The 24,859-nt window shown below is 60.6% G+C and carries 28 protein-coding genes; 21 read left to right on the top strand and 7 right to left on the bottom strand.

The genetic code is table 11. The annotated features are described in order from the left end of the window. The first annotated feature begins 7 nt into the window (after nucleotides 1–7). The gene (locus H2LOC_RS20040) at nucleotides 8–868 is read left to right on the top strand and encodes a class I SAM-dependent methyltransferase (protein ID WP_136494434.1); all 861 of its coding nucleotides are present in this window, start codon (nucleotides 8–10) and stop codon (nucleotides 866–868) included. Here the strand turns inward: H2LOC_RS20040 and H2LOC_RS20035 are convergent. From H2LOC_RS20035 to H2LOC_RS20025, 3 genes are read right to left on the bottom strand one after another with little or no spacing between them, the layout of a single operon-like run. Beyond that, entirely contained in the window at nucleotides 863–1,912 is a 1,050-nt protein-coding gene (locus tag H2LOC_RS20035) for an NAD-dependent epimerase/dehydratase family protein (protein WP_136494433.1), read from the bottom strand. The genes H2LOC_RS20040 and H2LOC_RS20035 overlap by 6 nt on opposite strands. Further along, nucleotides 1,909–3,786, bottom strand: coding sequence for a thiamine pyrophosphate-binding protein (locus tag H2LOC_RS20030; protein ID WP_136494432.1), 1,878 nt, complete (start codon nucleotides 3,784–3,786; stop codon nucleotides 1,909–1,911). Before H2LOC_RS20030 ends, H2LOC_RS20035 begins: the two co-directional genes overlap by 4 nt. 28 nt (nucleotides 3,787–3,814) lie before the next feature. After that, nucleotides 3,815–5,344, bottom strand: coding sequence for an N-acetylneuraminate synthase family protein (locus tag H2LOC_RS20025; protein ID WP_136494431.1), 1,530 nt, complete (start codon nucleotides 5,342–5,344; stop codon nucleotides 3,815–3,817). A gap of 417 nt (nucleotides 5,345–5,761) precedes the next feature. Here H2LOC_RS20025 and H2LOC_RS20020 point away from each other — a divergent pair, with 417 nt between their 5' ends. Further along, nucleotides 5,762–6,352: a hypothetical protein gene (locus H2LOC_RS20020; RefSeq protein WP_136494430.1), complete on the top strand. Its 591-nt coding sequence runs from the start codon at nucleotides 5,762–5,764 to the stop codon at nucleotides 6,350–6,352. A gap of 143 nt (nucleotides 6,353–6,495) precedes the next feature. On the opposite strand, the gene H2LOC_RS20015 is transcribed toward H2LOC_RS20020, so the two are convergent. The 3 genes from H2LOC_RS20015 to H2LOC_RS20005 form a co-directional block, all read right to left on the bottom strand. Next, entirely contained in the window at nucleotides 6,496–7,293 is a 798-nt protein-coding gene (locus H2LOC_RS20015; protein ID WP_136494429.1) for a 4Fe4S-binding leucine-rich repeat protein, read from the bottom strand. A gap of 15 nt (nucleotides 7,294–7,308) precedes the next feature. Then, nucleotides 7,309–9,036: a nif-specific transcriptional activator NifA gene (gene nifA / locus H2LOC_RS20010; RefSeq protein WP_136494428.1), complete on the bottom strand. Its 1,728-nt coding sequence runs from the start codon at nucleotides 9,034–9,036 to the stop codon at nucleotides 7,309–7,311. A gap of 116 nt (nucleotides 9,037–9,152) precedes the next feature. Next, entirely contained in the window at nucleotides 9,153–9,638 is a 486-nt protein-coding gene (locus H2LOC_RS20005) for a hypothetical protein (protein ID WP_136494427.1), read from the bottom strand. 301 nt (nucleotides 9,639–9,939) lie between these two features. Between H2LOC_RS20005 and nifB the strand changes: the two genes are divergently transcribed. The 15 genes from nifB (at nucleotide 9,940) to H2LOC_RS19930 (ending at nucleotide 18,173) form a co-directional block, all read left to right on the top strand. Further along, nucleotides 9,940–11,496 carry a nitrogenase cofactor biosynthesis protein NifB gene (gene nifB / locus H2LOC_RS20000; protein ID WP_136494426.1) on the top strand — a complete coding sequence of 519 codons (1,557 nt, stop codon included), beginning with the start codon at nucleotides 9,940–9,942 and terminating at the stop codon, nucleotides 11,494–11,496. A 39-nt stretch (nucleotides 11,497–11,535) separates the two neighbouring features. Next, nucleotides 11,536–11,769: a 4Fe-4S dicluster domain-containing protein gene (locus H2LOC_RS19995; protein WP_136494425.1), complete on the top strand. Its 234-nt coding sequence runs from the start codon at nucleotides 11,536–11,538 to the stop codon at nucleotides 11,767–11,769. Next, on the top strand, nucleotides 11,766–12,113 hold the full coding sequence (locus H2LOC_RS19990) for a HesB/IscA family protein (protein ID WP_136494424.1): 348 nt from the start codon (nucleotides 11,766–11,768) through the stop codon (nucleotides 12,111–12,113). The genes H2LOC_RS19995 and H2LOC_RS19990 overlap by 4 nt, the downstream gene beginning before the upstream one ends. Nucleotides 12,114–12,157: 44 nt before the next feature. Next, nucleotides 12,158–12,679 carry a tetratricopeptide repeat protein gene (locus H2LOC_RS19985; protein ID WP_136494423.1) on the top strand — a complete coding sequence of 174 codons (522 nt, stop codon included), beginning with the start codon at nucleotides 12,158–12,160 and terminating at the stop codon, nucleotides 12,677–12,679. Beyond that, nucleotides 12,669–13,457, top strand: a complete 789-nt coding sequence (locus H2LOC_RS19980; protein ID WP_136494422.1) for a 4Fe4S-binding leucine-rich repeat protein — start codon at nucleotides 12,669–12,671, stop codon at nucleotides 13,455–13,457. Before H2LOC_RS19985 ends, H2LOC_RS19980 begins: the two co-directional genes overlap by 11 nt. 3 nt (nucleotides 13,458–13,460) lie before the next feature. Beyond that, nucleotides 13,461–13,751: a nitrogen fixation protein NifZ gene (locus H2LOC_RS19975; protein WP_136494421.1), complete on the top strand. Its 291-nt coding sequence runs from the start codon at nucleotides 13,461–13,463 to the stop codon at nucleotides 13,749–13,751. 2 nt (nucleotides 13,752–13,753) lie between these two features. Next, entirely contained in the window at nucleotides 13,754–13,993 is a 240-nt protein-coding gene (locus H2LOC_RS19970; protein WP_136494420.1) for a nitrogen fixation protein NifZ, read from the top strand. A gap of 47 nt (nucleotides 13,994–14,040) precedes the next feature. Beyond that, nucleotides 14,041–14,256: a putative nitrogen fixation protein NifT gene (nifT, locus tag H2LOC_RS19965; RefSeq protein ID WP_136494419.1), complete on the top strand. Its 216-nt coding sequence runs from the start codon at nucleotides 14,041–14,043 to the stop codon at nucleotides 14,254–14,256. A gap of 2 nt (nucleotides 14,257–14,258) precedes the next feature. After that, nucleotides 14,259–14,531: a hypothetical protein gene (locus tag H2LOC_RS19960; RefSeq protein WP_136494418.1), complete on the top strand. Its 273-nt coding sequence runs from the start codon at nucleotides 14,259–14,261 to the stop codon at nucleotides 14,529–14,531. Then, complete coding sequence (locus H2LOC_RS19955) at nucleotides 14,528–15,679, top strand: DegT/DnrJ/EryC1/StrS family aminotransferase (RefSeq protein WP_136494417.1); 1,152 nt, start codon at nucleotides 14,528–14,530, stop codon at nucleotides 15,677–15,679. Before H2LOC_RS19960 ends, H2LOC_RS19955 begins: the two co-directional genes overlap by 4 nt. A gap of 148 nt (nucleotides 15,680–15,827) precedes the next feature. Beyond that, nucleotides 15,828–16,136, top strand: a complete 309-nt coding sequence (locus H2LOC_RS19950; protein ID WP_136494416.1) for a hypothetical protein — start codon at nucleotides 15,828–15,830, stop codon at nucleotides 16,134–16,136. Between the two features lie 193 nt (nucleotides 16,137–16,329). Continuing rightward, nucleotides 16,330–16,635: a 2Fe-2S iron-sulfur cluster-binding protein gene (locus H2LOC_RS19945; protein ID WP_136494415.1), complete on the top strand. Its 306-nt coding sequence runs from the start codon at nucleotides 16,330–16,332 to the stop codon at nucleotides 16,633–16,635. A gap of 41 nt (nucleotides 16,636–16,676) precedes the next feature. Beyond that, a complete protein-coding gene (locus tag H2LOC_RS19940) occupies nucleotides 16,677–16,892 on the top strand; it encodes a hypothetical protein (protein WP_136494414.1) in 216 nt (71 codons plus the stop codon). Nucleotides 16,893–16,921: 29 nt separating this feature from the next. After that, nucleotides 16,922–17,803: an SIR2 family protein gene (locus H2LOC_RS19935; RefSeq protein WP_136494413.1), complete on the top strand. Its 882-nt coding sequence runs from the start codon at nucleotides 16,922–16,924 to the stop codon at nucleotides 17,801–17,803. A 37-nt stretch (nucleotides 17,804–17,840) separates the two neighbouring features. Continuing rightward, on the top strand, nucleotides 17,841–18,173 hold the full coding sequence (locus tag H2LOC_RS19930) for a (2Fe-2S) ferredoxin domain-containing protein (RefSeq protein WP_136494412.1): 333 nt from the start codon (nucleotides 17,841–17,843) through the stop codon (nucleotides 18,171–18,173). 69 nt (nucleotides 18,174–18,242) lie between these two features. On the opposite strand, the gene H2LOC_RS19925 is transcribed toward H2LOC_RS19930, so the two are convergent. Next, the gene (locus H2LOC_RS19925) at nucleotides 18,243–18,680 is read right to left on the bottom strand and encodes a response regulator (protein WP_343040044.1); all 438 of its coding nucleotides are present in this window, start codon (nucleotides 18,678–18,680) and stop codon (nucleotides 18,243–18,245) included. Between the two features lie 300 nt (nucleotides 18,681–18,980). Between H2LOC_RS19925 and nifH the strand changes: the two genes are divergently transcribed. From nifH to nifE, 4 genes are all read left to right on the top strand, one after another. Next, entirely contained in the window at nucleotides 18,981–19,874 is an 894-nt protein-coding gene (nifH, locus tag H2LOC_RS19920) for a nitrogenase iron protein (RefSeq protein WP_136494411.1), read from the top strand. Nucleotides 19,875–19,943: 69 nt separating this feature from the next. Continuing rightward, nucleotides 19,944–21,410: a nitrogenase molybdenum-iron protein alpha chain gene (nifD, locus tag H2LOC_RS19915; protein ID WP_136494410.1), complete on the top strand. Its 1,467-nt coding sequence runs from the start codon at nucleotides 19,944–19,946 to the stop codon at nucleotides 21,408–21,410. A 72-nt stretch (nucleotides 21,411–21,482) separates the two neighbouring features. After that, nucleotides 21,483–23,042 carry a nitrogenase molybdenum-iron protein subunit beta gene (gene nifK, locus H2LOC_RS19910; RefSeq protein ID WP_136494409.1) on the top strand — a complete coding sequence of 520 codons (1,560 nt, stop codon included), beginning with the start codon at nucleotides 21,483–21,485 and terminating at the stop codon, nucleotides 23,040–23,042. A 144-nt stretch (nucleotides 23,043–23,186) separates the two neighbouring features. Further along, nucleotides 23,187–24,857: a nitrogenase iron-molybdenum cofactor biosynthesis protein NifE gene (gene nifE, locus H2LOC_RS19905; protein ID WP_136494408.1), complete on the top strand. Its 1,671-nt coding sequence runs from the start codon at nucleotides 23,187–23,189 to the stop codon at nucleotides 24,855–24,857. The last annotated feature ends 2 nt before the right edge of the window (nucleotides 24,858–24,859 follow it).

Genomic DNA, 24,859 nt, shown 5'->3' with positions numbered 1-24,859 from the left:
ATCGACCATGAAAATCGCCAAGCGCTGCATCGCATGCGACGGAACACGCCTGAGCCCTTCCCCCGCGGTTCTCATGCCCTTCATCGCCAATCGGATCTTCAACTGGGTCCCGGCGCATATCGGTCCCGAATGGGGTCTTCGCGACCTCGAAAGCGGCATGGCTTATTCGATCTGCAATTCCCTCATCTGCGACGATTGCGGCATGCTGTTCCTCGACATGCGTTTCGACGACGAGGAAATGGCCGCGCTTTATCGGGACTATCGCGGTGAAGACTATACCGCCCAGCGCGACCGCTTCGAGCCGGGATATGCCGCGCGCAACGCGCTTTTGCTCGAAGGATCGGGATACCTCGCTCTGATCGAGGCGTTCCTGCGGCCTCATCTCCCGCAAATGCCCCGAGTGCTGGATTGGGGCGGAGACACCGGAGTCAACACGCCGTTTCGCTCAAGCGCGGCGCGGCACGATGTCTACGACATTTCAAACCGCCCTCTGGTCGCCGGCGCCCGCGCGGTGGATCTTGCGACAGCCAAGAGCGGCGAATATGATTTGCTCGTCTATTCGAACGTGCTGGAACATGTTTCTTATCCGCGCGAGGCGCTTCGCGAAATCGCGGGTGCGATGCGACCCGAGACGGTGCTCTATCTCGAGGTCCCGCATGAGAATGTCGTCAGGGAGCACGAAGACCTCGCGGCGCGGCTCCAGCACAAGCGCCATTGGCACGAACATATCAACTTTTTCTCGTCAAAGGCGCTGGATGCTCTTTTTAGCGACGTCGGTCTGCGCACCCTGCAGCGCAAATCGCATCTGATTACGGCTGGCGGCAAGGACAGCCATGTATTCTCGATCGCAGCAAAGCGAGAGTCATAACAACGGCTGACGGCCGTCTTGTGCGTGCCGCATGGTTCGCCTGATGGCTTCGTCCAGCGGCGTCCACACATCGAGCCCGAGGCCGCGGGCCTTTTCGATCGAGGGAATATAGCGCGACCGCGGTCCGCTAGCGCCCTGCCCCTTTATGACGACCCCATTTTTGCGGGGAGACAATCGCGCCACGACATGCGCGAGCTCAGCGATCGAAACCGCTCTGTCCGACCCTACATTATAGGCCGCCCCGGCTTCGCCTTCGAGGAGCAGGACGAACAGCCATGCGGCGAGATCGCCCGCATAGAGATAGGAGCGCGTCGGCGAACCGTCTCCCGAAACCGTGATATTCCGCCCCGCCGCAGCGTCCCTGATGAAATTCCCGATTGCAAAATGCCCATCGAGCGGCAACCCCGGTCCGACAAAGGCAAAGGCGCGCGCGACGATCGGCGCCGGCCCGCCTGCGGCGTAGGAGCAGACGCATAATTGCTCGGCCATGCGCTTGGCTTCGCCATAGGCGGAACGAGGGTCGAGAGGGTCGCAAGCGCCACTGTAGCTTTCGGGCAGCCGAGCCGTATCTGCGGGCTGCGGCCCGTATATCGCGCCCGAGCTCACATAAAGAAGACGTTCCGCCCGCGATGCAGCCGCAAATTCGAGCACGCGCCTCGTGCCCGTCACGATCGTGTCGATCAAGGTCGCCTTATCGGCGTCCGCCTGCGCGCTGGTGTCGGTGGCGGCGTGGATAATGTGGGAGAAGCGCCCTGCGGGATATTCGAAGGAGCGGATGTCGCCCTGAACCAGCTCTATGAAAGCCTGCCCCGCGAGATCGGGCCGCTTGCGCCTGAAGCCGTCCGGATCACGCGTGAGCATCGTAACTCGTATGTCGAATTCGGCGCGGGCGCGGGCGATCACGGCCAGAAGCCAGCTCCCGAAGAACCCGGTGCCGCCGGTGAGGAACAGACGCCCGCCATGCAATTTTGCGAGCGCCCGCCTGCAATGGGCCGCGGATTCATCGAGATCTGAGGTCTCGATCCCGCCGATCGTCTCGCTCATGCCGTTTCGCGAATTTTCTCGCGGCGGATCACGAGATGTTCCGGAACCGATTCCGAAGCCGGATCGAGCGGCACGATCATATTGGCGCGGAACTCGTCGCGTGGCAGCAGCGGCGACATGTCCTCGAGAGGCATGGAACGCATCGAGCCGTCGGCCTGCGGCAACGCCGCCGATTTGGGGAACAAAGCCTCGTCGTTCATGACCCGCACGTCGACGAGGAGAGGTCCGTCATGCGTGAGAGCGCGCTGAATGCCGTCGCGCAGATCGGCGGCGTCCTCGATGCGGAAGGCGCTCCAGCCGAACACCTTGGCGAGCTCGACGAAATCAGGGATTTCGAGTTTCGAGGTCGGTCCGCTGCCGACATAGCGGCCTTCGAAATAGTTTCTCTGCGTGTTGCGGATGGAGGCGTAGCCGTTGTTGTTGACGACGAACAGGCGCAAGGGCAGGCGCAGGCTGGCGATGGTCTGCATCTCCTGCAGGTTCATCATCAGCGAGCCGTCGCTCTCGATGCCGACGAAGGGCCGGCGGTCGGAAGCCATATAGGCGCCGATCATGGCCGGCAGTCCGTAACCCATCGCTCCGAGGCCTGAGGTGAGAAAGACGCGCTGTCCCTCCTTGTTCTGGAAGCCGGTGTAGAAGAACTCGACCGCAAGCCCGGAGCTGCCGGTTACGAGCAGGGAGTTCGGCGGCAGTTCATCCGAGAGCGTTTGGGTGAGATGAAAATGGCCGATCGGACCTTTCTGCGGGAAAGGCTCGCCGTCATTAATCGGATAGCGCCGTTTCCAATCCGCGCAACGGGCCAGCCACGCCCTTCTGTCGCGCGGCGGCAGCGCCTGAGCGAGAGGAAGCGCCGCCCGGATGAATTCCCTGGCGTCGGCTTCGACCAGCATCGAAAATCCGTCGACGCACTCGAATTTCTTGAGCTCGGCCGGATCGACGTCGATCATGATCTTTTGCGCATGGCGCCCGAATTTTGCGGGGTTATGCGCGGTGACGACATTATCCAGACGCGCCCCGATCGCGATGACGAGATCCGCGTTCTGCACGGCGAAATTGGGCGCGCGCAGAGCGACGACTCCGGGTTTGCCGACGCTCAGGGGATGGTCGGCGGGAATGAGATCTGTCGCATTCCAGGTCGTCGCCACGGGAACGCCGAGCGCTTCGTAAAGCTGCTTGAACTCCTGCGCCGCCTCCGCCAGCCTCACGCCGTGGCCCGCGACGATGATAGGCCGCTCCGCGCCGGCGATCATCTCGACGGCCCGGGCGCAATCGGCGGCGAGTTGCGTCGCGCGGCTCGCCGGTCTCGCAGGCGCCTCGAAACCTCGCAGCGCCTGCGGATCGATCATGCTGTTCTGCACGTCGAGCGGAATGTCGACCCAGCACGGTCCGCGCCGGCCGGTGGTCGCCTCGTGAACCGCGCGCTCCAGATGCAGCCTGATGTCGGCGGGATCGAGCACCGTCGCGGCATATTTGGTGATGGGCTCGACGATGGAGACGATGTCGACTTCCTGCGGGCCCATCTGGCGCACGCCGCTCGTTCCCATGAGGTCGGCGCGCTTGACCTGACCGGAGATGATCAGGAGCGGAACCGACTCGATCCACGCTCCCGCGCATCCGGTGACGGCGTTGGTGCCGCCCGGACCCGTCGTCACCAGAGCGACGCCGAGCCTTCCGTTGATGCGGGAATAGGCTTCCGCGGCGATCGAGGACGCCTGCTCGTGATGATTGGCGACATAGGTCAGATCAGGCCGGGAGCCGAAGGCGTCGACGAGATACATTGAGCCGCCGCCGGGAACCAGGAACACGCATTTCACGCCCTGGCCCGCAACGAAGCTCGCGACGTAATCGGCAAGACGAACGAGATTTGACGACATCGAGGGCGTATTCCTTTTGTAGGAGGCTTCAAGCCAGCCAGTAACGCAACAGCGTCTTGCGATCGGGATTCTTGTTGATGGCTTCGTCGGTGTAGAACGAGTCGTTGGCGAAATGCGTCGAGGAGATCTCCTCGAACACGGCGCCCGTCCGGGTCTCGAAGGCGTGACGCACACCGGGCGCGATCGTCACGACGGAGCCGGGGCCGCAGATGCGCTCCTTGCCGTCGAGATGCAAAATCAATTCGCCATGCAGCACATGGAAGGTTTCTTCCTTGAGCTTGTGGAATTGTTCGGGATGCCTTTGCCCCGGCAGCACGACGATCAGCTTCTTGCAGTAGCCCCGGTTGACCACGGTCACCATCGTGATGCCGTATTCCTCGAAGCGCTCCAATCCGAAATGATGCGATATTTCGAGTTCCGCTTCGCCGGGTACGACGCCCTTGCTCTCCGCGAGGAGCTTCTTCACGCTCGAGACGATCGAGAACACCTTCGCACGCACATGCTCGCGGTTCGTCGCCGCTTCGTTCACCGGCGCTCCGGCGGGAATGTCCTCGGCCGCCGTGAATAAAGTGTATTTCGACCAGTCGTTGGCTGTGATCTGGCCCGGCTGGGTCGGAATGGCGAAGAAAACGTCCTCGGTGCGGATGCGCTCTCCCCTGCCGATCGGCCGCCTGGCGAAGGCGCCCCGCCGCAAATCGCGCAACGCGGCGAGTTCCGCAGCGGAAGGCTCGATGCGCCGCCCCGCGACGCCGCATATCTCATAGGCTCTTCTGGCGGCGTCCAGCCAGGCTCGCGCCTGAGCCGGACTGGCCGAATAGGCGTTGAGCGGATAGGCGTCGGTGGGCACGCCGATATGCTTTTCGAAGAGGACCGCGCCCTTGGCGATCGCCATCGCGACAGGCACGGTCTCGCCGGGGTCCTCATGGGTCGAATAGCCTATCCGAAGATTGGGATAGCGCTCCTTCAGCACGTCGATCTGGTTGAGCTGAAGCGCCTCATGGGGCGTCGGATATCGGGCGACGCAGGCCATCAGCGCAAAGTCCTTGTCGCGATGGCGCATGAAAGCGACCACATTATCCATGTCGGCGCATTCGATGCCCGCCGTGGATCCGATGATGGGCAGATCGACCGAAGCGATTTTTTCCAGCAACGGCCAATCGGTGAAAGAGCAGCTCGCGATCTTGAGGATATCGAAGCCGTCCTCCACGATCCTGTCGACGGAGGCTTCGTCGAAAGGCGTGCACATGGCGAGGAAGCCCTCGGATTTGATCGCCGCGGTCAATCTCCGCGTTGCGTCCCGATCCAGCCGGGTCTCCGAAAACCGCTTGATATATTTGATATCCGTCCGGTTTTGGAAATCGGGATGGATGAAGCTGTCGAGCTCGCGAAACTGCAGCTTGAAGGCGAAGGAAAAATCATAACCGCGCGCAAGCGCCCCGAATTCCGATATGACGCGAAGCCCGTGCTCGACGTCGCCCATATGATTATTGGCGAGCTCGAATATGAACAGCGGCTCGGGAAGAGTCTTTCGAGGCTCGAGCGAAGATTTGTCCAGCATGTCGATGTTCCGCGTTCCGGCTTTGTCCGTCTCGAAATCTCCGGCGCATCAGGCCCGATGCGCTGTTGATATTTCGTTCGCGCGAGGCGAGCAGCGGAGCATTGGGCCGGGATCATCGGCTCACATGGTTAATTTTCCTTTGCGAATTGATCCGGCAGCCAGGATCGGGCGCCCATCGGAAAGGGCTTCGCAGGTTTTGATGCAATTTTGCACAATGGCACAGGCGTTGCTTGGCTATTTTTGTGGCAATGACGCCACCTGCGTAATTTTCGCCCGTTTTTCGGCGCGGGAAAATCGACGCATGCGATATCGCCCACCGCGGCGTTCGGCCGGGCGATCGAGGCTAGCTCCTACGCCACAACGCCGGGCAATCAGACGCTTCGGCTGCCTAGTTTTGTAAGGATCCGGACAAACGACATGACAGACATCAAAGATACGGCCTTCGCGACTCTGGACCAACAAGGTCGCCTGCTCAACGCGGTGCTGAAAAGTCCGACCGAACGCCCGGGTCGTTATGGCTTCCGTGGCGAACTCGCGTTGAAATTCGCGCAGCAGTTCGCGGATGAGAAAAGACCGCCGGAAATGACGGCCGATCAGGTTATCGCGATGGCCAATGCCGGCGAGCCGGCGATCGCCTTTATCGCCTGCTATCTTCACTCTTTCGAGTATCTGAAGACGCTGAGGGAAGTTCTCGACGGCCTGCTGAGCCCGACCGGAAAATACTTTCTCTTCTGCAACAACATCGACCTTCTCAGCAAATACACGGTCGAACTCGACGGGATCACGTTCCAAATTTTGCCGATCGACGAGTCTACGGTCTACAACGAGCTGCTCGAACTCCTTTATCTCGAAAAAAGCGAGCTGAAGAAGGCTTCGACCGCCGGCAAAACGGACAAGGTCGCCGATGCGGCGCTGAAGTTCGACGGCAAATTCGACCCGATCACCTATGAGCAAGGCCTCGAGCGCATGGGCCCGGTCCGCAACCGCAACGAAAACCGTCCGGTCTAAGACGTTTCCAGCCGAAGCGGATGCGGGTTCGGCGTGGGAAACGCGTTAAATCAAGAGCTCAGAGTCTCTTCATGTTTCCAAGAAACATGGACAGACTCTGAGAAAATGCCGAGCGAATCCGCAGGATGCGCTCGCCCTCCCGCTCAACGAGACCCGTCTTCTTTTCCGTCTTTGTTTTCTTCGCCCGCCGCTTCGATGCGTTCCGCAGCCGTAGCGCGGATGATTTCCTCTTTGTCCTTCAGCAGATAGCGCAGAAGTTCTTCCGGGGCCCGTTCGGCGACCGCGAAGCGCACCCTGATGTCCGGATCGTCCGCGAGCGCCGACAGGCGCTTTTCGGGAAGACGCTCCGCGACGACCACCCGCACCAGCGGCTCCGGATCGAACAGCAGCAGATCGAGACGCTCCACCGGCAGGCGCCTCGCGACCCAGCGCCTGACTTCCGAATCCGCGTCCTTTACCGCGAGCGGCAGCAGATCAGGGGAAAGCCGGCGCACGACATTGACGCGGACGAGATAGTCCTCGTCGTCGAGCATGCTCATGAGCGCCCGGCCTTCGAGCCGATTGGCGACGGCGATCCTGACGCGCGGCTCGGGATCGCAGCGAAGGCCCTCGATACGGGCGACAGGCAGCCGCATGATCGCCGCCGCCCTGACCTCGGACTCCGGGTCGGATAGAAGGGCGGGCAAGCGCAGCAGGCTCGCGTAGCGCGCCGCGATCGTTCTCACCTCGAAATATTCATGCCTGAGGTAGTCGTTCGCCAGCTCGACGTTTTCCTTGAAAAAACGATCGATGCGACGGGCGCGGCGGTCGCGTACGCAGGTCGCGCCTTTTCGGCAAAGACCTTCGCGGTTCAAGGCCGAATGGGCGCATTCCCTGCAACGTACGGGTTTGCCCAGCCAATCGAGAGGATTTGCGTCCTGCTGCTGTTGTTCGCTGACCATCTAACTGCGCCGCCATCAGAACTTCTTGATAGGGATGGCGTGCTTTTGCAAAGCGTAGCCGATCTGGCGCGGCGTCAAATTCAGCAGGCGAGCCGCTTTGGCTTTGACCCATCCCGCCTGCTCCATGGCGTGGATCAGTCTTTCCCGCTCCGAACGCTGCTCGCCAGCAGAGGAGTCCGCTCTCGAAGAGAAGGCGGCCTCGTCTTCTTCCTCTGCGCCCGAGGATGGGTGGGCGGACGCCGCTCCGGGGGAACGCTGCGCCGGAACGATAGGCAATTGCTGCTTGAACAGCGGCGAGGGCGCCGACTCCGGCGAGCCGCTCCACAACACTGCGGAAAGACAGCCATCGTTGCGGCAGGAAAAATCCCGGTCGACGATGGCGTCGCCTCTCGCCAATGTCGCAGTACGGTAGATGCAGTTCTCCAGCTCGCGAATGTTGCCGGGGAAGCCGCATTCGGAAAGCACGTCGAGCGCAGAGGGCGACATCGTGAGACGGGTCCCCTGCTCCGCGTTGAAGCGGCGCAGAAACTCGCCGGCGAGCGGCTCGAGGTCCCCCTTGCGCTCGCGCAGAGGGGGCAGGAAGATCGGCACCACGCTGATCCTGTAGTAGAGGTCGGCGCGGAACTCGTTCTTCTGCACCGCTTCTTCCAGGTTTTTGTTGGTGGCGCAGACGAAGCGCACATCCACCTTGATGGTGCGGGCCCCGCCTACGCGCTCGAATTCGCCCTCCTGCAGGACGCGGAGCAGCTTTGCCTGAAAAGCAGGCGTGATCTCGCCGATCTCGTCCAGAAACAGGGTGCCCCCGTCGGCGAGCTCGAAACGGCCCTTGCGCATGTTGGCGGCGCCGGTGAATGCGCCGCGCTCATGTCCGAACAGCTCGGATTCGAGCACGCTCTCAGGCAGCGCGGCGCAGTTCAGCTTGACGAAAGGCTTGGCGTGCCGGGGGGAAAGATTGTGGATCGCGGCCGCGAACAATTCCTTGCCGGTGCCGGACTCGCCTCTCAGCAGAACCGTCGACCGGGATTTGGCGACGATACGGATCTTGTCGACCACCGCCCGCACCGCGGGGCTCGAGCCGACGATGCCCTTTATGCCGTCGAATCTCGGCTCCGATATCGCCGGACGCTCGATCTTGCCCAGACGCGCGTTTTCCTGCATCAGCCTTTCGCGGTCCCGCGCGATCAGCTTTTGCAGCCGCAGGGTCTGGCCCACCAGATTCGCGATCATGGTGAGGAAGCGCACGTCATGGTCGAAGCGGACCGACGAGCGGTCGCTGAAAACGCGGTCTATGGTGAGCGTGCCCACCACATTGTCGCCTTCCTTGATCGGAACGCCCACCAGCGAAAAAGGCTCGCCGTCGGTAGGCCCCCACTCCGAAAGGTCGGAGCCCTCGAAAAGAGGGGAAGTGTGCACGTTTTCGACCACCAGCGGCATTTTGGTGGCCACGATCTGACCGATCGCCCGCTGCGGCAGGCGATCGAAATATTTCTTCGCATTGCCTTCGGACCAGCCGGAGCCGACGACGACCTCCGGTTCGCCGCTCTTGTCGAGCAATGCGAAAAGGCCGTGCCGCATATCGAGGAAGCTCGAGAGGAGCGCCAGAACGCCGGCCAGCGTCCGCTCGAGGCGGTTGGGCGAAGCGAGGAGCTTGGAAACTTCGTATATGCCGACCAGAGCCGATTCGCTCAGGTCCATAGGACGGACTGCAGAACTGCTCATGCTGGTTCCGGGATGATAGCCCATGGCCTTCTCCTGGCGCGGCCGTGAGAGTGGCTGATTTGCGCCATTAGACGCAAGGACCATGCCGATTTTCAGACATTGTCCGCGACAGCGCTCTCATTGAGGATCGAGCCTCGTTTTCATCCCCGCTCAATCCCTTGGGCAAGTTCGGAAATTACCGTCCAGCCGACGCTGCCTTTGGGGTCCAGGCGCTTGAGCGTTGCTAGATGGTCGAGAGCGGCCTGCCGGTTATCGCGTTTGAGTTCGATAAAGCTGAGCGCCTTCAAAGTAAAGAGCGCGAAGCGCGCGGGCCCGCCCTCCGCCTCTTTGCCGGGCGGCCAGTCGGTCGGCTCGAGGCTCCAGCCGGCCTGCCGCGCCGCCTCTTTCATCCCGTCCCGCGCCACGACGGCGGCGTAGTCGAGATTGCCCATGTACGTATGAATCTTATAGAGGCAGTAATATGCCGCCAGCTCCTGGGGCGCAGATGCCAGCGCCTCCTTGAACAAGGCGTCCGCCGTGACCCGGTCGGTGCGATAGGCAGCGACGCCGCGCTGCAGCAGATTATCGATCGCCTCCGGCAACTCGCCGAAGTCGACGAGAGGCGCCTCCAACACTGTTTCTTTCATGCCCGCGCATAAGCAAATCAGGCGCCGCAGCAGCGCAAAGAGGCCGCCTCGTCCTGGTAAAGCCAAAATGTCGAATTGACGACAAAATCAAAGCCGAGCTTGTCCTTCTTGTCGCCATGCAAACAAGCGCTGCATAGTGTCGCAAGTTTATGATTCAACGTTGATTAAGCCCAAAGTCGAGATGGCACGCTAGTTGCGAACCATTCCACAGTTCGGGAAGCGCCGCCAAACCAAAGACCTCAAATGATGCGGCGCGGACCGCGAGGTGTCTTGCGAAACTTGAACTCGTTAGGAGCCACCAATGGACGATTCCTCCTCTTTCGACGTCGTAGCGGCCGAGCCGCTCGACGACATCATGCAGAAAATAGCTGAACATAAAGGGTGCGGCACAAGCTCGGATGGCGGCAAAGCCAGCTGCGGCTCCAGCGACGGCCCGGACGACATGGCGCCCGAAATCTGGGAAAAGGTCAAAAACCACCCCTGCTACAGCGAGGAAGCGCATCACCATTATGCGCGCATGCACGTCGCCGTCGCCCCCGCCTGCAATATTCAGTGCAACTATTGCAACCGCAAATATGATTGCGCCAACGAGTCGCGCCCGGGCGTCGTCAGCGAAAAGCTGACTCCCGAGCAGGCGTCGAAAAAAGTGCTCGCCGTCGCCTCGACCATTCCGCAGATGACCGTTCTCGGCATCGCGGGTCCGGGCGACCCGCTCGCGAACCCGGCCAAGACCTTCAAGACCTTCGAGCTGATTTCCCAGACTGCGCCGGACATCAAGCTCTGCCTGTCGACCAATGGCCTCGCTCTTCCCGACCACGTCGACACCATCGCGAAATACAACGTCGATCACGTGACGATCACGATCAACATGGTCGATCCCGAGGTCGGCGCACAGATCTATCCCTGGATCTTCTGGAACCACAAGCGCGTCGAAGGCATCGAGGCGGCCCGCATCCTCACCGAGCGGCAGATGAAGGGCCTCGAGATGCTGACCGAGCGCGGCATCCTCTGCAAGGTCAACTCGGTCATGATCCCCGGGATCAACGACAAGCACCTCGTGGAAGTGAACAAGGCGGTCAAATCCCGCGGCGCGTTCCTGCACAACATCATGCCGCTGATCTCGGCGCCCGAGCACGGGACGGTGTTCGGCCTCAACGGCCAGCGCGGTCCTTCGGCTCAGGAGCTGAAGGCGCTTCAGGACGCCTGCGAAGGCGAAATGAACATGATGCGCCACTGCCGCCAGTGCCGCGCCGACGCGGTGGGCCTGCTGGGCGAAGACCGCAGCGCGGAATTCACCACCGACAAGATCATGGAGATGGAAGTCTCTTACGATCTCGAGTCGCGCCAGGCCTACCAGAACGCGGTCGAGCAGGAGCGCCTCGCCAAGGTCGCGGCCAAGAAGGCCGAGATGGAGACGCTCGCCCAGGAAGACGCCAGCGACCTCAAGATCCTCGTCGCCGTCGCGACCAAGGGCAGCGGACGCATCAACGAGCACTTCGGTCACGCCAACGAGTTCCAGGTCTATGAACTCAGCTCTTCCGAAGGAGCGAAATTCGTCGGCCACCGCCGCGTCGACCTCTACTGCCAGGGCGGTTACGGCGAAGAAGACGCACTCGAGACCGTGATCCGGGCGATCAACGACTGCACCGCCGTGTTCGTCGCCAAGATCGGACACTGCCCGAAGGACACGCTGTCGGCCGCCGGCATCGAGCCGATCGACCAATATGCCTACGAGTTCATCGAACAGTCGGCCATCGCCTACTTCAAAGATTATCTTGCCCGCGTGAAAAGCGGCGAGATCGTCCACGTCGCGCGCGGCGACGCAGACATCCGGCAGGGCGCGTTCATCGAAGCGTGAACGCGGCCTCTCAACCCTCCCTATCGAGGAGCTCTACTGATGGCGTATAAGATTATCGCATCGCAATGCACGTCGTGCTCGGCGTGCGAAGCCGAATGCCCGAATGTCGCGATCTCTGAAAAGAACGGGACCTTCGTCATCAACCCCAAGAAGTGCACCGAGTGCATCGGCCACTTCGACATCCCGCAGTGCGTCGCGGTTTGCCCGGTCGACAACACCTGCGTGATCGACAACTCCTTCCCCCGTTACCAGGCCCCGGGAGGAGCGGCATGAAGCTCGAATTCACGCCGGCAGCCGAGAAATTCATCCGCAGGCTGCTCAGATTCGATGGCGGACCGGGCTACGGCCTGAGCCTGCTGGTGTCGCCTGGCGGTTGCTCCGGAATGTCGGCTGAATTCAGCGTCAAGCCCGCTCCCGCCGAAGGCGAACAGGTATTCAAGCACGGCGACCTTACGCTGTTTCTGCCAGCGCAGAGCCGCCTGCTGCTCGAAGGAGTGACGATCGATTTCGCTGAGACGCCGACTTCGAGCGGCTTCAAGTTCATCGATCCGAACAAGAAAGCCTGCGCCTGCTCATCATCTGCGGAGGCTTCGCTTCCCGATTTCGCCGGGGCCTGAACAGGCTCCGACGAACGACACGAGGCGCCGCTTCGGAGGCTTCCATGACGCTTGCAGCCGTCGAGGAGATTACTGACATCCTGTCCGCCCCTGTATTCGGGGGCGGACTTCCCCCGGATGCGGAGCGCCAATTATTCGAAGCGGCGCACAGCTACGACCAATCGGATGTGGCTCTCGCCCATCTGCGAGAGGCGAGAAGACTGGCGCCGAACCACGTCGCCGTTCTCATCGGCCTCTATCGCTTTTTCTTCTACAAGGGCCGCTTGAGAGAGGCGCTGGAGATCGCGCAGACCTGTCTGCTGCGTGCTTCGATCGAAAACTCCCTCCCCCTGGACTGGCGCCAGGTTCAAAGAGACCACGCCGCTTTCGCCTCTTTCGATGATCCGCTGGCCCGCTTCTTCATGTTCGTATTGAAGGGCTACGCCTATCTCAATATGCGGCTCGGCGACATAGAAGAGGGCCGCGTCGCCGTCATCAAGCTTCTCGAACTCGATCCCAGCGACAAGGTTGGCGCTCAGGTGCTGCTCACTGTGCTCGATCAAAGAGAGCTGGACGATGTCGACTGACATAGACGAATCCATCGACTGGCTCGGCGCTCCGCTTGATTGCGGAACCTGCATCCATGCCGATCTTCTCGCAAACGACAAATGCCAACCGCTGCGCGCCTGCGTCTTCGACCGCTATGCGCGCAGAATCGATCGATTTTTCGATTGGAATCCAGAGCTGGCGTCGGGATATCTGAACCATCCCTATTTCGAAGTGCGCGCCTGCGCGGCCAAGGCGGCGGATATCTTCCTGCTGCCGGCGCTTCTGAACGATCCCGAGGAGGCGGTGCGGTGGAACGCCGCGCGGCGCCTGCCCAACCGCTACCTCCTCAAATTGCGGAACGATCCCCACCGCGAAGTTCGCATCCGCGTCGCGCAGCGGCTGGATCCTCCCGATCTTCGTCCCATGATTTCGGACAGCGATTACGCCGTGAGACAAATCGTGGCGCGACGCATCGCGCCGGACCTATTGTTGCTCATGGTGAACGATCCCGACATAGAAGTAAGACGCGTCGTCGCCCGGCGCATCCCGATAGCGAGTCTTCGCATGATTATTCACGACCCCGAAGGCGGCGTTCGCGTAGAGGCTGCGCAGCGCCTGGAACCCCAGGGTCTCGTGGAATTGGTCAAGGACGAGGACTGGCGCATCCGCTATGAGGTCGCAAGCCGCGCCCCGCTGGAAATCATCGCACGCCTTTTGCAGGACGAAGATCCGATCGTAAGAGAGACAGCTGAAAAGCGCCTGTCTCCGAACAAAGGAGATGGCGCTGCAACCGGCGCCACTACGCGGGAGCGCTAGAAAATGGGAACGAACATCAGTCGCGACAGCGACGTCTTGGAACTCAACGATCCCCCCATGTACGCCTATGGGGAACGGGTCCGGGCCAAAAGGATGATTCGGAACGACGGGACCTATCCCGGTAAGGAAATTGGCGAAGTCCTCGTCAAAAAAGGGCAGGAAGGCTTTGTCGTCAGCATCGGCACCTTCCTTCAGCAATACTACATCTACGGAGTCGAATTCATCGAGACCGGCTACAAGGTCGGAATGAAACGGAAGGAACTCGAACCCGTGGACGATATGAATGGAGACTGACAATGAGCGATGACGCCCGCCCTAAGTTCGACTGGGGCCGCCGCGTGAAGGCGGCTGTCGACCTCTTCAACGACGGGAGCTATCCTGAATTGGAGCCCGACGCTCTTCTCGTCAAGGCGGGCGACGCCGGTGAAGTCGTCAACATAGGCGCTCACGTCGAAAGCGAAACGACCATATATCTGGTCGAATTCAATGAAAAAATCGTCGTCGGCTGTCTCGAGGACGAAATCGAACCGGTGTAAAGTCGTGTCCCACGCTGGAAACAGCGCCAAGCCAAAAGAGGCGTGTTTTGAAAGTAATGATCCGCAGAAGCGCCGAAGGCGTTCTTTCCGCCTATGTGCCGAAGAAAGACCTCGAAGAACCTATCGTCGAGCAGGAGAAAGAAGATTTGTGGGGCGGCACGGTGACTTTGGCCAATGGGTGGAAGCTTCAGCTTCCGGAGATGGCGGCCGGAACCAGTTTGCCCATTACCGTGGAAGCCCGCCGATTGAGTGGTGAGGACTAGCCATGCCGTTCACGCCCGAGCAGATCCAGTCGATCGACGCGCTCCTCGAAGGAGCGCAAGCGGACTACGACACCGTAGTCGCAATGCGCAAGCTGATCGCAGGAGCTACAGCCACGCGCTGCGATGCTAGAGACATGGCCGAGGAAACTCCCTTCCGGAGCTATTCTCGTTGCAATCTCTATCTGCTCGACGGGCGCGACCATTGTGTGCGGGTCACGAACGACCCCTCCGCCGCTACGGGGTTCATAATCGCCGCAAAAGGAGAAAGCGCATGAAAACCACATTCCTGCCGCTCAGCGATCCCGACCTTTTGCAGACCGACCTCGACGCCGTAGCGGAAACGCTTTCGTCTCAATGTCTATCGGCAGGCCCGGTCGTCGAGCAGTTCGAGGTGGAGTTCGCCGCCTATCTCTCGCGCAAGCATGCGATAGCGGTCGCGAGCGGAACCATTGGCCTGCTGCTCGCGTTGCGCGCGCATGGGATCGGTCCCGGCGCGGAAGTCATCGTCTCCTCCTATTCCTTCCGTGAAATCGCCCATGCCGTCGCATTGTGCGGCGCCCGTCCGGTTTTCGCGGATATCGATTACTGGGCGGGCACGCTGGAGCCGGAAAAGGCGAGAACGAAGATAACCGACAAGACCAAGGCGATCATCGCCGCCAACACGAACGGCCACCCCGCCGCATGGGATCCGTTGCGCCAACTCGCGCAGGAGGCGGGAGTCGCGCTCATCGAGGACTCCACGGAAGCGATCGGCTCGATTTATAAGGGCAAGCTCGTCGGAACTTTCGGCGATTGCTCCATTTTCGATTTTTCCCAACCCGGCGCCCTGGTCTGCGGCGAAGGCGGCATGGTCGTGACCGACGACGACGAACTCGCCAGCCAGCTTCGACGCTTTCGGAGCCACAAGACGGAAGAACGCTCGTCGGTGGTATTGGGCGCATATCCGCCCCTGCAGGCTTCGATCAGCGATATTTCCGCAGCGCTGGCGCTGGGGCAATTGAGGCGGATGGAACTTCTTCTCGCCCGGCGCAAACGCGTCGAAAAATGGTATTATGAATATGTGAAATCCTTCGAGGGCATCAAGGACCCCTACATCGCTCCCGAAGTGGATCAGGTCAACTGGTTCGTCTACGTCGTCCATCTCGGAACCAGATTCTCGCGCTCCCTCCGGGACGCGATCATCGACGATTTGCATACGGAAAAGATCGGCGCCTGCGCCTATTCCCATCCTCTTCATCTGCAGCGCTATTACTTCGATCTCGGATACAGGAAGGGAGATCTCTTCGTGACCGAGAAAGTCGCCGAACGCGCCGTAGCCCTGCCCCTGCACGCGCATCTCGCCGAGGCTCAGGTGGCGTTCATTGTCGGGACGATGAAGGACGCATCGGTCAACTCCGGCGCCGGCGCCGCGATCTATTTATAACAGTCGCCGCACGAACAATTTTTTGTTCAACCAATAGCGGTTACCATGATCATTGCGCGAAAGCCGACAGGCTTTCGCGAACAAGCGGCGGCGAGAGAAACAATCCTGCATCTGCCCGCAGACAGCGACGCCTTATAGAACGTTGTGCTTGCGTGCGATCAGCTGGACCAGACTCGCTCGCGTCGAATATAATTTGCAGCAATTCATTCTCACCGCAGAACGACAGACAATTTGCGCCGAAGGCGCTCTATTCTCCAGCGGCGCCGTTCTGCGCGATGAACAATCAGACGAACCGCAAGCGTCTCAACATATTCACGTCGATTCCATTCTATCGACGATTCACGACATCCGCTTGATCAAAATGTTTCGTTTCTGCGTTTTGCATTGCGACTTCTTCCTGCAGTTTCCGTCGCCCCGCGACCCCGTTCGTAATGTCTCTGCTCGCTTTGTCGCTTGATTTGCGTCCTGGAGCGCGCATCGTTCTGCATTGTGCTGCACGCGACAACGAGACCTTACGGCCGAACAATAGTCCGCTCCATCAGCGCGACGTTTAATCCATATCGAACCGAATTAGCTGCTGCACTGAAAAGTTGGATCAAAAATTGCTGACGACTCGCCGCGGCGGTCACAGACAATCAAGGAACGACATAATGCCTACACTCACCATTCTACCCTCCGGAAAGACGATCGAGGCCGAACAGGGTAGCCGCCTGCTCGACGCCATTATCGCAGCGGGAGAGAAAATCGTCAGCAAATGCGGCGGCGAGGCGAAATGTGGGGCATGCCACATCTTCGTTCAGGAAGGCCGTAAGAGCGTGTCGAAAATGCAACGCGAGGAAAACGAGAAGCTCGACACGATCGTCGGGGTCGGATCGAAATCCCGGCTTGCATGTCAGACTCTGTTCGGCGCGGACAACGTCACCGTAGAACTGCTCGGCTTCGATTCAGGGTTCTAGCAAGGCGTAATTCTCACAATAACAAAGAAGGAGAGCGAACCATGTCGTCTAATGCAGTAGTCATTCATGTGCGCTTTGCGCCCGACGGCACAGTCACTGAGATCGGCGAACGTCCCACAAGCTTTTCCGCTCAGCAGTGGTACGACAAGCTCTGCAACGCTTTCGCTGCCTCATTCATGGCCCTGTCGGGCGGGCGCGGCGTCTTCCGCCTCACGGCGGAAGAGGTTTCTGCTTTGAAGACGACGGCTCTGCAATAACGCAAGCGCGAAGAACGAAGGAGGGGCTCATGCTCAGTGAAATAGGCGCCGCATTCAAAAACGGCGTCGCCATTCCCTATCTTGGCCCCGGCGTTCTGGAACTGCCGCCGAGGCCGGAAATTCCGGTCTCGCCGGAAGAACTGGTCGTGCGACTCACGGCCAAGGCCACGGTGCCTCACAAGATCCGCAACAATCTGACGGCGGCGGCGCAATACATCGAGAACTTCAAGCACCGCAAGAGTCTTGTCGCCGGGATGAACGAAGCGTTCTCAGGCAAAGCTACGCCGAACGATCTGCACGAATGGCTTGCGTCCCTACCCGATCTCAAGCTGCTCGTAAACGCCTGGTACGACGATCTGCCGCAACAGGCGTTCAAGAACCGCGAGTCCTGGGGCCTGGTTCAAGGCGTAAGCCAATCAGAACATTTCGGCGAATGGGTGCACTACTTCCGACCCGACGGACTGCACGTTCCGGGAAGGCAGAGAATCCTCGACGGGTCCGGCGCCAAGGCTCCCGCGGAAGCTCCGCCTGAAACCCTGGCCTGGAAGACACTGGTCTATCAGCCCCTCGGCTCGATTGCGCCCAAGGCGAACTACATCGTGTCGGATTCCGATTACGTCGAGGTATTGACGGAAATCGACATCCAGACCCCGATCCCGGAAGCAGTCCAGATCATCCGTAAAGGACGCAACTTCCTCTTCCTCGGTTGCCGCTTCGCCACGCAGATCGAGCGCAGCTTCGCCCGTCAGATCATGAAGCGGTCGTCGGATCGGCACTGGGCCGTCATCGAGGGAGCCCTGACCAAGAACGAGATCAAGTTCATGCAGGAGCAGAACATCGCGAGGATCGACGCGCCGCTCGCGGAATTTGTCGCGCAGCTTACGGCATCCACCGCGGCGGAACTGGTCTGATCGCGGCTCGGAACAATCTCCAATAGATGGACAAGATATGCTCGAAGATCTGCCGGTAGTGTTCAAATACCATGTGTTCGCTTGCTTTCAGCAGCGTCCGCCGGGACATCCGCGCGGCAGTTGCATGGGATCGGGCGGGAAGCCGTTGTGGGACCGCCTCCAGGCCTTGCTCGGAGCCAAGCCCATGCCCGACGTCTCCTTCACCGCGACGGGATGCCTCGGCTTCTGCAGGGCGGGCCCGCTCATGGTGGTTTACCCTCAGGGTATATGGTACACGCCGCGCAGCGAGGCCGATATCGACGAAATCGTGCAATCCCACTTTGTCGAAGGCAAGCCGGTTGAAAGACTGATCATCGTGCCAAGTCTTTAGCCAACAAAGCGAGAATACGAAAAAAACTCCAGCCGCATCGCGGCTGGAGTTTTTGTTTGGGCCGGTCTTTCAGCGACGCCCGAGCAGGACGTCGACCTTCCGCCGCATGAATTCGATCGTCAGCGGCTTGATGAGCACCCCATCGGCGCCGTCCTCGAGACACTGCTTGGCGAAGCCGTCGGCCGAAGATTCGGCGATCACGAGAATTTTGCATCCCGAAAGGCGATCGCGCAGCTCTCCGAACAATTCCTTGCCCCTTACGCGGACCAGGGCTTCCGATACGATCGCGAGATCCGGCGGCCAATCTTTCGCCTTGGCGTAAGCCCAATCGAGGCTCGGAGCCTCGTGGGTTTCGTTTTCGTCATGCAGCATGAACTGCATCGCCGCACGCATGATCTCGTCTTCGTCGATGACGAAGATCCTTTTATTCTCGACCGCTTTCGCTGTCTCGACTCCAATCTGCATCTCACCCTCGCGCTCGAACTTCACCACTCGGCGGCGAAGCAAGCGCCGTGCCTTGGAAGCCGCGCGTGCATCCGATCGCTTCGTTAGATTCCACGCATCGATGTCGGCTTTTAAACAGCTTCCGACAATAGACTAATACACTTATATATCAATATCTTATAGCGCATTTTAAGCGTGGCACGGCGCTTGCGACAAGGACGGCGCAAGGCGGACGGCCACGGATAGTTTCCTCTCGCGAGAGAGGTGAGGCCCCGACGCCGGGCTTGGTCGTAAAGGGCTATCGACTTCGGCCTGCTGTCGCGGCGCCGAACGCTTGAAATGGTATCTCAAGGAGACAAGAAAATGGCAGCACTTCGTCAGATCGCATTTTACGGGAAGGGTGGTATCGGCAAATCCACCACTTCTCAGAACACCCTCGCGGCGCTCGCCGAGATGGGCCAGAAAATTCTCATCGTCGGATGCGACCCCAAGGCCGACTCGACCCGCCTAATCCTTCACGCCAAGGCCCAGGACACCATTCTGAGCCTCGCGGCGGAAGCCGGCAGCGTCGAGGACCTCGAACTCGAAGACGTGATGAAGGTCGGCTACAACGACATCCGTTGCGTCGAGTCCGGCGGTCCGGAGCCGGGAGTTGGCTGCGCGGGCCGCGGCGTCATCACCTCGATCAACTTCCTCGAGGAAAACGGCGCGTATGACGGCGTCGATTACGTCTCCTACGACGTGCTCGGCGACGTGGTTTGCGGCGGCTTCGCTATGCCGATCCGTGAGAACAAGGCGCAGGAAATCTACATCGTCATGTCGGGCGAGATGATGGCGATGTATGCCGCCAACAACATCTCCAAGGGCATTCTGAAATACGCCAATTCCGGCGGCGTGCGCCTGGGCGGGCTGGTCTGCAACGAGCGTCAGACCGACAAGGAATACGAGCTGGCGGAGAGCCTCGCCCACAAGCTCGGCACCAAGCTGATCTACTTCGTGCCGCGCGACAATATCGTGCAGCATGCCGAGCTGCGCCGCATGACCTGCATCGAGTTCGCACCGGAATCCGCTCAGGCCGGCCATTACCGCAACCTGGCGACCAAGGTGCACGAGAATGTCGGCAACGGCACGATCCCGACGCCGATCACCATGGACGAGCTCGAAGACCTGCTCATGGAGCACGGCATCATGAAGGCCGTCGACGAATCCGAAGTCGGCAAGAGCGCTTCCGAACTCGGCCTCGCCGCCAGCGCCTGATTACACGCATAACACGCGCCCGGCCGTCTCGGCGGCCGGGCGTCCCGCAACCACAAGAGGGGTTTCGCCATGAGCGTGGCAACTGCAGAAACCGTCGAAGAGCTGAAAGCTCGAAATAAGGCGCTTATCAAGGAAGTTCTCGAAGTCTATCCCGAGAAGACCGCGAAACGCCGCGCCAAGCATCTCGGCACGTTCGAAGACGGCAAGCCGGACTGCGGCGTCAAGTCCAACATCAAGTCGATCCCGGGCGTGATGACCATTCGCGGCTGCGCCTACGCCGGCTCCAAGGGCGTGGTCTGGGGCCCGATCAAGGACATGATCCACATCAGCCACGGCCCGGTCGGCTGCGGCCAGTATTCCTGGGCCTCCCGCCGCAACTACTACATCGGCACGACCGGCATCGACACCTTCGGCACGATGCAGTTCACCTCCGACTTCCAGGAGAAGGACATCGTGTTCGGCGGCGACAAGAAGCTCGCCAAGATCATCGACGAAATCCAGGAACTGTTCCCCCTCAACAAGGGAATTTCGGTTCAGTCCGAATGCCCCATCGGTCTGATCGGCGACGACATCGAGGCCGTCTCCAAGGCGAAATCGAAGGAATACGAAGGCAAGACCATCGTTCCGGTTCGCTGCGAAGGCTTCCGCGGCGTTTCGCAGTCGCTCGGCCACCATATCGCCAACGACGCGATTCGTGACTGGGTGTTCGACAAGCAGGAAGGCAAGCCTGCGCGTTTTGAGCCGGGCCCCTACGACGTTGCGATCATCGGCGACTACAACATCGGCGGCGACGCCTGGTCCTCCCGCATCCTCCTCGAGGAGATGGGCCTGCGCGTGATTTCGCAGTGGTCCGGCGACGGCACCATCGCTGAACTGGAGGCGACGCCGAAGGCGAAGCTCAACGTTCTGCACTGCTACCGCTCGATGAACTACATCTCCCGCCACATGGAAGAAAAGTACGGCGTTCCGTGGGTGGAGTACAACTTCTTTGGACCGTCCAAGATCGCCGAATCGCTGCGCAAGATCGCCAGCCACTTCGACGACAAGATCAAGGAAGGCGCGGAACAGGTTATCGCCAAATATCAGCTGATGATCGACGCCGTGATCGCGAAGTACCGCCCGCGTCTCGAGGGCAAGAAGGTCATGCTTTATGTCGGCGGCCTGCGTCCGCGCCACGTCATCGGCGCCTACGAAGACCTCGGCATGGAGATCGTCGGCACCGGCTATGAATTCGGCCACAACGACGACTATCAGCGCACCACTCACTACGTGAAAGACGGCACGCTGATCTATGACGACGTGACCGGCTACGAGTTCGAGAAGTTCGTCGAGAAGATCCAGCCCGACCTGGTCGGCTCCGGCATCAAGGAAAAATACGTCTTCCAGAAGATGGGCGTGCCTTTCCGCCAGATGCACAGCTGGGACTACTCCGGCCCGTACCACGGCTATGACGGCTTCGCGATCTTCGCTCGCGACATGGACATGGCGATCAACGCGCCGGTCTGGAAGATGGCCAAGGCGCCCTGGGCCGCCTGATCACGCTGAAGCTAGGCCTCCCGCTCTCCGCAAGAGAGCGGGTCGGCTCGCGGATCGACAAGGGGAATCAAAATGCCACAGAATGCAGATAACGTACTCGACCATTTCAACCTGTTCCGCCAGCCGGAATACAAGGAGATGTTCGAGAACAAGAAGAAGAATTTCGAGAATCCCGTCCCGGACGCGGAACTCGAGCGGGTTCGTGAATGGACCAAGACCGAAGAATATCGTGAGAAGAACTTCGCTCGCGAAGCTCTGACCGTCAATCCCGCGAAGGCCTGCCAGCCGCTCGGCGCCGTCTTCGCAGCCGTCGGCTTCGAAAGCACGGTCCCGTTCGTGCACGGTTCCCAGGGCTGCGTGGCCTATTACCGTTCGCATTTCTCGCGTCACTTCAAGGAGCCGACCTCCTGCGTCTCCTCCTCGATGACCGAAGACGCGGCGGTGTTCGGCGGCCTCAACAACATGATCGACGGCCTGGCGAATACATACAACATGTATAAGCCGAAGATGATCGCCGTCTCGACCACCTGCATGGCCGAAGTCATCGGCGACGATCTGAACGCCTTCATCAAGACCTCGAAGGAAAAGGGTTCGGTTCCGCAGGAATACGACGTACCCTTCGCCCACACCCCGGCCTTCGTCGGCAGCCACATCACCGGCTACGACAATGTGATGAAGGGCATTGTGGAGCATTTCTGGGACGGCAAGGCCGGCACGGCGCCGAAGCTGGAACGCGTTCCCAACGAGAAGATCAACTTCTTCGGCGGCTTCGACGGCTATACGGTCGGCAATCTGCGCGAGGTCAAGCGCATCTTCAACCAGATGGGCGTCGAATACACCATCATGGGCGACAACAGCGACGTGTGGGACACTCCGACCGACGGCGAGTTCCGCATGTATGACGGCGGCACCACCCTGGAAGAAGCGGCCAACGCCATTCACGCCAAGGCGACCATCTCGATGCAGGAATTCTGCACGGAGAAGACGCTGCCGGTGATCAAGGCCCACGGACAGGAAGTCGTCGCCTTCAACCATCCGATCGGCGTCAAGGGAACCGACGAGTTCCTCATGGCCATCTCCCGCATCACCGGCAAGCCCATCCCGCCGGAGCTGACCAAGGAGCGCGGCCGCCTCGTCGACGCGATCGCCGACTCCTCCGCGCATATCCACGGCAAGAAGTTCGCGATCTACGGCGATCCGGATCTGTGCCTCGGTCTGACCGCCTTCCTGCTGGAGCTCGGAGCCGAACCGGTTCACGTTCTCTCGACCAACGGCGGCAAGGCGTGGCTCGAGAAGATCGAGGCGCTGCTCGCCAGCTCGCCTTTCGGCAAGGGCTGCCACGCCTATGCCGGCAAGGACCTCTGGCACATGCGGTCGCTGCTGTTCACCGAGCCGGTCGACTTCCTGATCGGCAACACCTACGGCAAGTATCTCGACCGTGACACCGGCACGCCGCTGATCCGCATCGGCTTCCCGATCTTCGACCGCCACCACTACCACCGCTATCCGGTGTGGGGCTACCAGGGCTCGATGAACGTTCTGGTCTGGATCCTCGACAAGATCTTCGACGAGATCGACCGCAACACCAATGTTGTGGCGAAGTCCGACTACAGCTTCGACATCATCCGTTAATCGGAGCGTCGCCGCCGGACGTAGCCCACGCCCGGCGGCTGCCCAAACGCCGACCCGAAAAGAGTCGTCTCGTCCCGGTCGACCGCTGCGCAAGGCCCTCAACGAGGCCGCTGTGGGAAGCGGTGGCTACATCGGAGGTCGCAAATGACCACTTTGGCGAATAAAATTCAGGACGTTTTCAACGAGCCGGGCTGCGGCAAAAATCAGGGCAAATCCGAAAAGGAAAGAAAGAAGGGCTGCACCAAGCAGCTCGCGCCGGGCGCGGCCGCCGGCGGCTGCGCCTTCGACGGGGCCAAGATCGCCCTTCAACCGATCACGGACGTCGCGCATCTGGTTCATGGGCCTATCGCCTGCGAAGGCAACAGCTGGGACAATCGCGGCGCAAAGACCTCCGGCTCCAGCCTGTACCGCACGGGATTTACGACGGACATCGCCGAAAACGACGTCGTCTTCGGAGGCGAGAAACGCCTTTACAGGTCGATCAAGGAAATCATCGATAAATACGATCCGCCGGCGGTCTTCGTTTATCAGACCTGCGTGCCGGCGATGACGGGCGACGACATCGCGGCCGTTTGCAAGGCCGCCGCCGCGAAATTCGAAAAGCCTGTGATTCCGGTCATTTCCCCCGGCTTTGTCGGTCCGAAGAACCTCGGCAACAAGCTCGCCGGAGAAGCGATACTCGACCACGTCATCGGCACGATGGAGCCGGAATACACCACGCCATACGATATCAACATCATCGGCGAGTATAATCTCGCCGGCGAATTATGGCAGGTCAAGCCGCTGCTCGACGAGCTCGGCATCCGCATCCTCGCCTGCATTTCGGGCGACGCCAAATATCACGAGGTCGCCTCCTCCCATCGCGCCCGCGCCTCGATGATGGTCTGCTCCAAGGCCATGATCAACGTCGCCCGGAAGATGGAGGAGCGCTATGAGATTCCTTTCTTTGAAGGATCTTTCTACGGCATCGGGGACATGTCGGACAGCCTGCGCGAGATCGCCCGGCTGTTGATCGAGCGCGGCGCTCCCGCGGAGCTGATGGAGCGCACCGAAGCGGTCATCGCCCGCGAGGAAACCCGCGCCTGGGAGCGCATCGCCCCCTACAAGGAACGCCTCACAGGAAAGAGGGTCCTCCTCATCACCGGCGGCGTGAAGTCCTGGTCGGTGGTCGCCGCCCTTCAGGAAGCAGGGATGGAGCTGGTCGGCACCAGCGTCAAGAAATCCACCAAGGAAGACAAGGAACGCATCAAGGAGCTCATGGGGCAGGACGCCCATATGATCGACGACATGACGCCGCGCGAAATGTACAAAATGCTCAGAGAGGCGCGCGCCGACATCATGCTCTCCGGAGGACGGTCGCAATTCATAGCGCTGAAGGCCAAGATGCCCTGGCTCGACATCAACCAGGAAAGGCACCACGCCTACGCTGGTTACGAAGGCATGGTCGAGCTTGTGCATGAGATCGACAAGGCGCTGCACAATCCGGTCTGGGCGCAGGTGAGATTGCCGGCTCCTTGGGAGGAGACGACCTGGGAAGAAAGGGCCGACAAGGCGATCGCGGCCGAAGCGGCTGCGCTTGCGGCGGATCCGGCGAAAGCGGAAGAAGCGCGACGCGGCAAAAACATTTGCCAATGCCGCAGCGTTAGCGTCGGCGCCATTGAAGACGCCATATCTGCGCACGCACTCGGCAGCGTGGAGGCCGTCACCGGTGAAACCGGCGCCGGCGGGGGCTGCGGAGGCTGCCAGGAGAAAATCGCCGCCATCCTGGCGGAGAGAGCAGAAGCTGGCGCCCTTCCTGCTTCTAAAGCGGCGTGAGG

The organism is Methylocystis heyeri (genome assembly GCF_004802635.2).
In the GTDB taxonomy this organism is placed as follows: domain Bacteria; phylum Pseudomonadota; class Alphaproteobacteria; order Rhizobiales; family Beijerinckiaceae; genus Methylocystis; species Methylocystis heyeri.
Note: the sequence above shows the minus strand (reverse complement) of the source record. Positions and strands in the feature narration are given on the sequence as shown.

What these genes read in the sequence shown, in the direction of transcription:
- H2LOC_RS19985 (WP_136494423.1), top strand. Translation starts at nt 12,158, where the DNA reads ATGACGCTTGCAGCCGTCGAGGAGATTACTGACATCCTGTCCGCCCCT.
- nifK (WP_136494409.1), top strand. Translation starts at nt 21,483, where the DNA reads ATGCCACAGAATGCAGATAACGTACTCGACCATTTCAACCTGTTCCGC.
- nifH (WP_136494411.1), top strand. Translation starts at nt 18,981, where the DNA reads ATGGCAGCACTTCGTCAGATCGCATTTTACGGGAAGGGTGGTATCGGC.
- H2LOC_RS20035 (WP_136494433.1), bottom strand. Translation starts at nt 1,912, where the DNA reads ATGAGCGAGACGATCGGCGGGATCGAGACCTCAGATCTCGATGAATCC.
- H2LOC_RS20015 (WP_136494429.1), bottom strand. Translation starts at nt 7,293, where the DNA reads ATGGTCAGCGAACAACAGCAGCAGGACGCAAATCCTCTCGATTGGCTG.
- H2LOC_RS19930 (WP_136494412.1), top strand. Translation starts at nt 17,841, where the DNA reads ATGCTCGAAGATCTGCCGGTAGTGTTCAAATACCATGTGTTCGCTTGC.
- H2LOC_RS20005 (WP_136494427.1), bottom strand. Translation starts at nt 9,638, where the DNA reads ATGAAAGAAACAGTGTTGGAGGCGCCTCTCGTCGACTTCGGCGAGTTG.
- H2LOC_RS19980 (WP_136494422.1), top strand. Translation starts at nt 12,669, where the DNA reads ATGTCGACTGACATAGACGAATCCATCGACTGGCTCGGCGCTCCGCTT.
- nifA (WP_136494428.1), bottom strand. Translation starts at nt 9,036, where the DNA reads ATGGGCTATCATCCCGGAACCAGCATGAGCAGTTCTGCAGTCCGTCCT.
- H2LOC_RS19960 (WP_136494418.1), top strand. Translation starts at nt 14,259, where the DNA reads ATGCCGTTCACGCCCGAGCAGATCCAGTCGATCGACGCGCTCCTCGAA.
- H2LOC_RS20040 (WP_136494434.1), top strand. Translation starts at nt 8, where the DNA reads ATGAAAATCGCCAAGCGCTGCATCGCATGCGACGGAACACGCCTGAGC.
- nifB (WP_136494426.1), top strand. Translation starts at nt 9,940, where the DNA reads ATGGACGATTCCTCCTCTTTCGACGTCGTAGCGGCCGAGCCGCTCGAC.
- H2LOC_RS19975 (WP_136494421.1), top strand. Translation starts at nt 13,461, where the DNA reads ATGGGAACGAACATCAGTCGCGACAGCGACGTCTTGGAACTCAACGAT.
- H2LOC_RS19940 (WP_136494414.1), top strand. Translation starts at nt 16,677, where the DNA reads ATGTCGTCTAATGCAGTAGTCATTCATGTGCGCTTTGCGCCCGACGGC.
- H2LOC_RS19990 (WP_136494424.1), top strand. Translation starts at nt 11,766, where the DNA reads ATGAAGCTCGAATTCACGCCGGCAGCCGAGAAATTCATCCGCAGGCTG.
- H2LOC_RS19970 (WP_136494420.1), top strand. Translation starts at nt 13,754, where the DNA reads ATGAGCGATGACGCCCGCCCTAAGTTCGACTGGGGCCGCCGCGTGAAG.
- H2LOC_RS20020 (WP_136494430.1), top strand. Translation starts at nt 5,762, where the DNA reads ATGACAGACATCAAAGATACGGCCTTCGCGACTCTGGACCAACAAGGT.
- nifD (WP_136494410.1), top strand. Translation starts at nt 19,944, where the DNA reads ATGAGCGTGGCAACTGCAGAAACCGTCGAAGAGCTGAAAGCTCGAAAT.
- H2LOC_RS19995 (WP_136494425.1), top strand. Translation starts at nt 11,536, where the DNA reads ATGGCGTATAAGATTATCGCATCGCAATGCACGTCGTGCTCGGCGTGC.
- H2LOC_RS20030 (WP_136494432.1), bottom strand. Translation starts at nt 3,786, where the DNA reads ATGTCGTCAAATCTCGTTCGTCTTGCCGATTACGTCGCGAGCTTCGTT.
- nifE (WP_136494408.1), top strand. Translation starts at nt 23,187, where the DNA reads ATGACCACTTTGGCGAATAAAATTCAGGACGTTTTCAACGAGCCGGGC.
- H2LOC_RS19945 (WP_136494415.1), top strand. Translation starts at nt 16,330, where the DNA reads ATGCCTACACTCACCATTCTACCCTCCGGAAAGACGATCGAGGCCGAA.
- H2LOC_RS19955 (WP_136494417.1), top strand. Translation starts at nt 14,528, where the DNA reads ATGAAAACCACATTCCTGCCGCTCAGCGATCCCGACCTTTTGCAGACC.
- H2LOC_RS19935 (WP_136494413.1), top strand. Translation starts at nt 16,922, where the DNA reads ATGCTCAGTGAAATAGGCGCCGCATTCAAAAACGGCGTCGCCATTCCC.
- H2LOC_RS20025 (WP_136494431.1), bottom strand. Translation starts at nt 5,344, where the DNA reads ATGCTGGACAAATCTTCGCTCGAGCCTCGAAAGACTCTTCCCGAGCCG.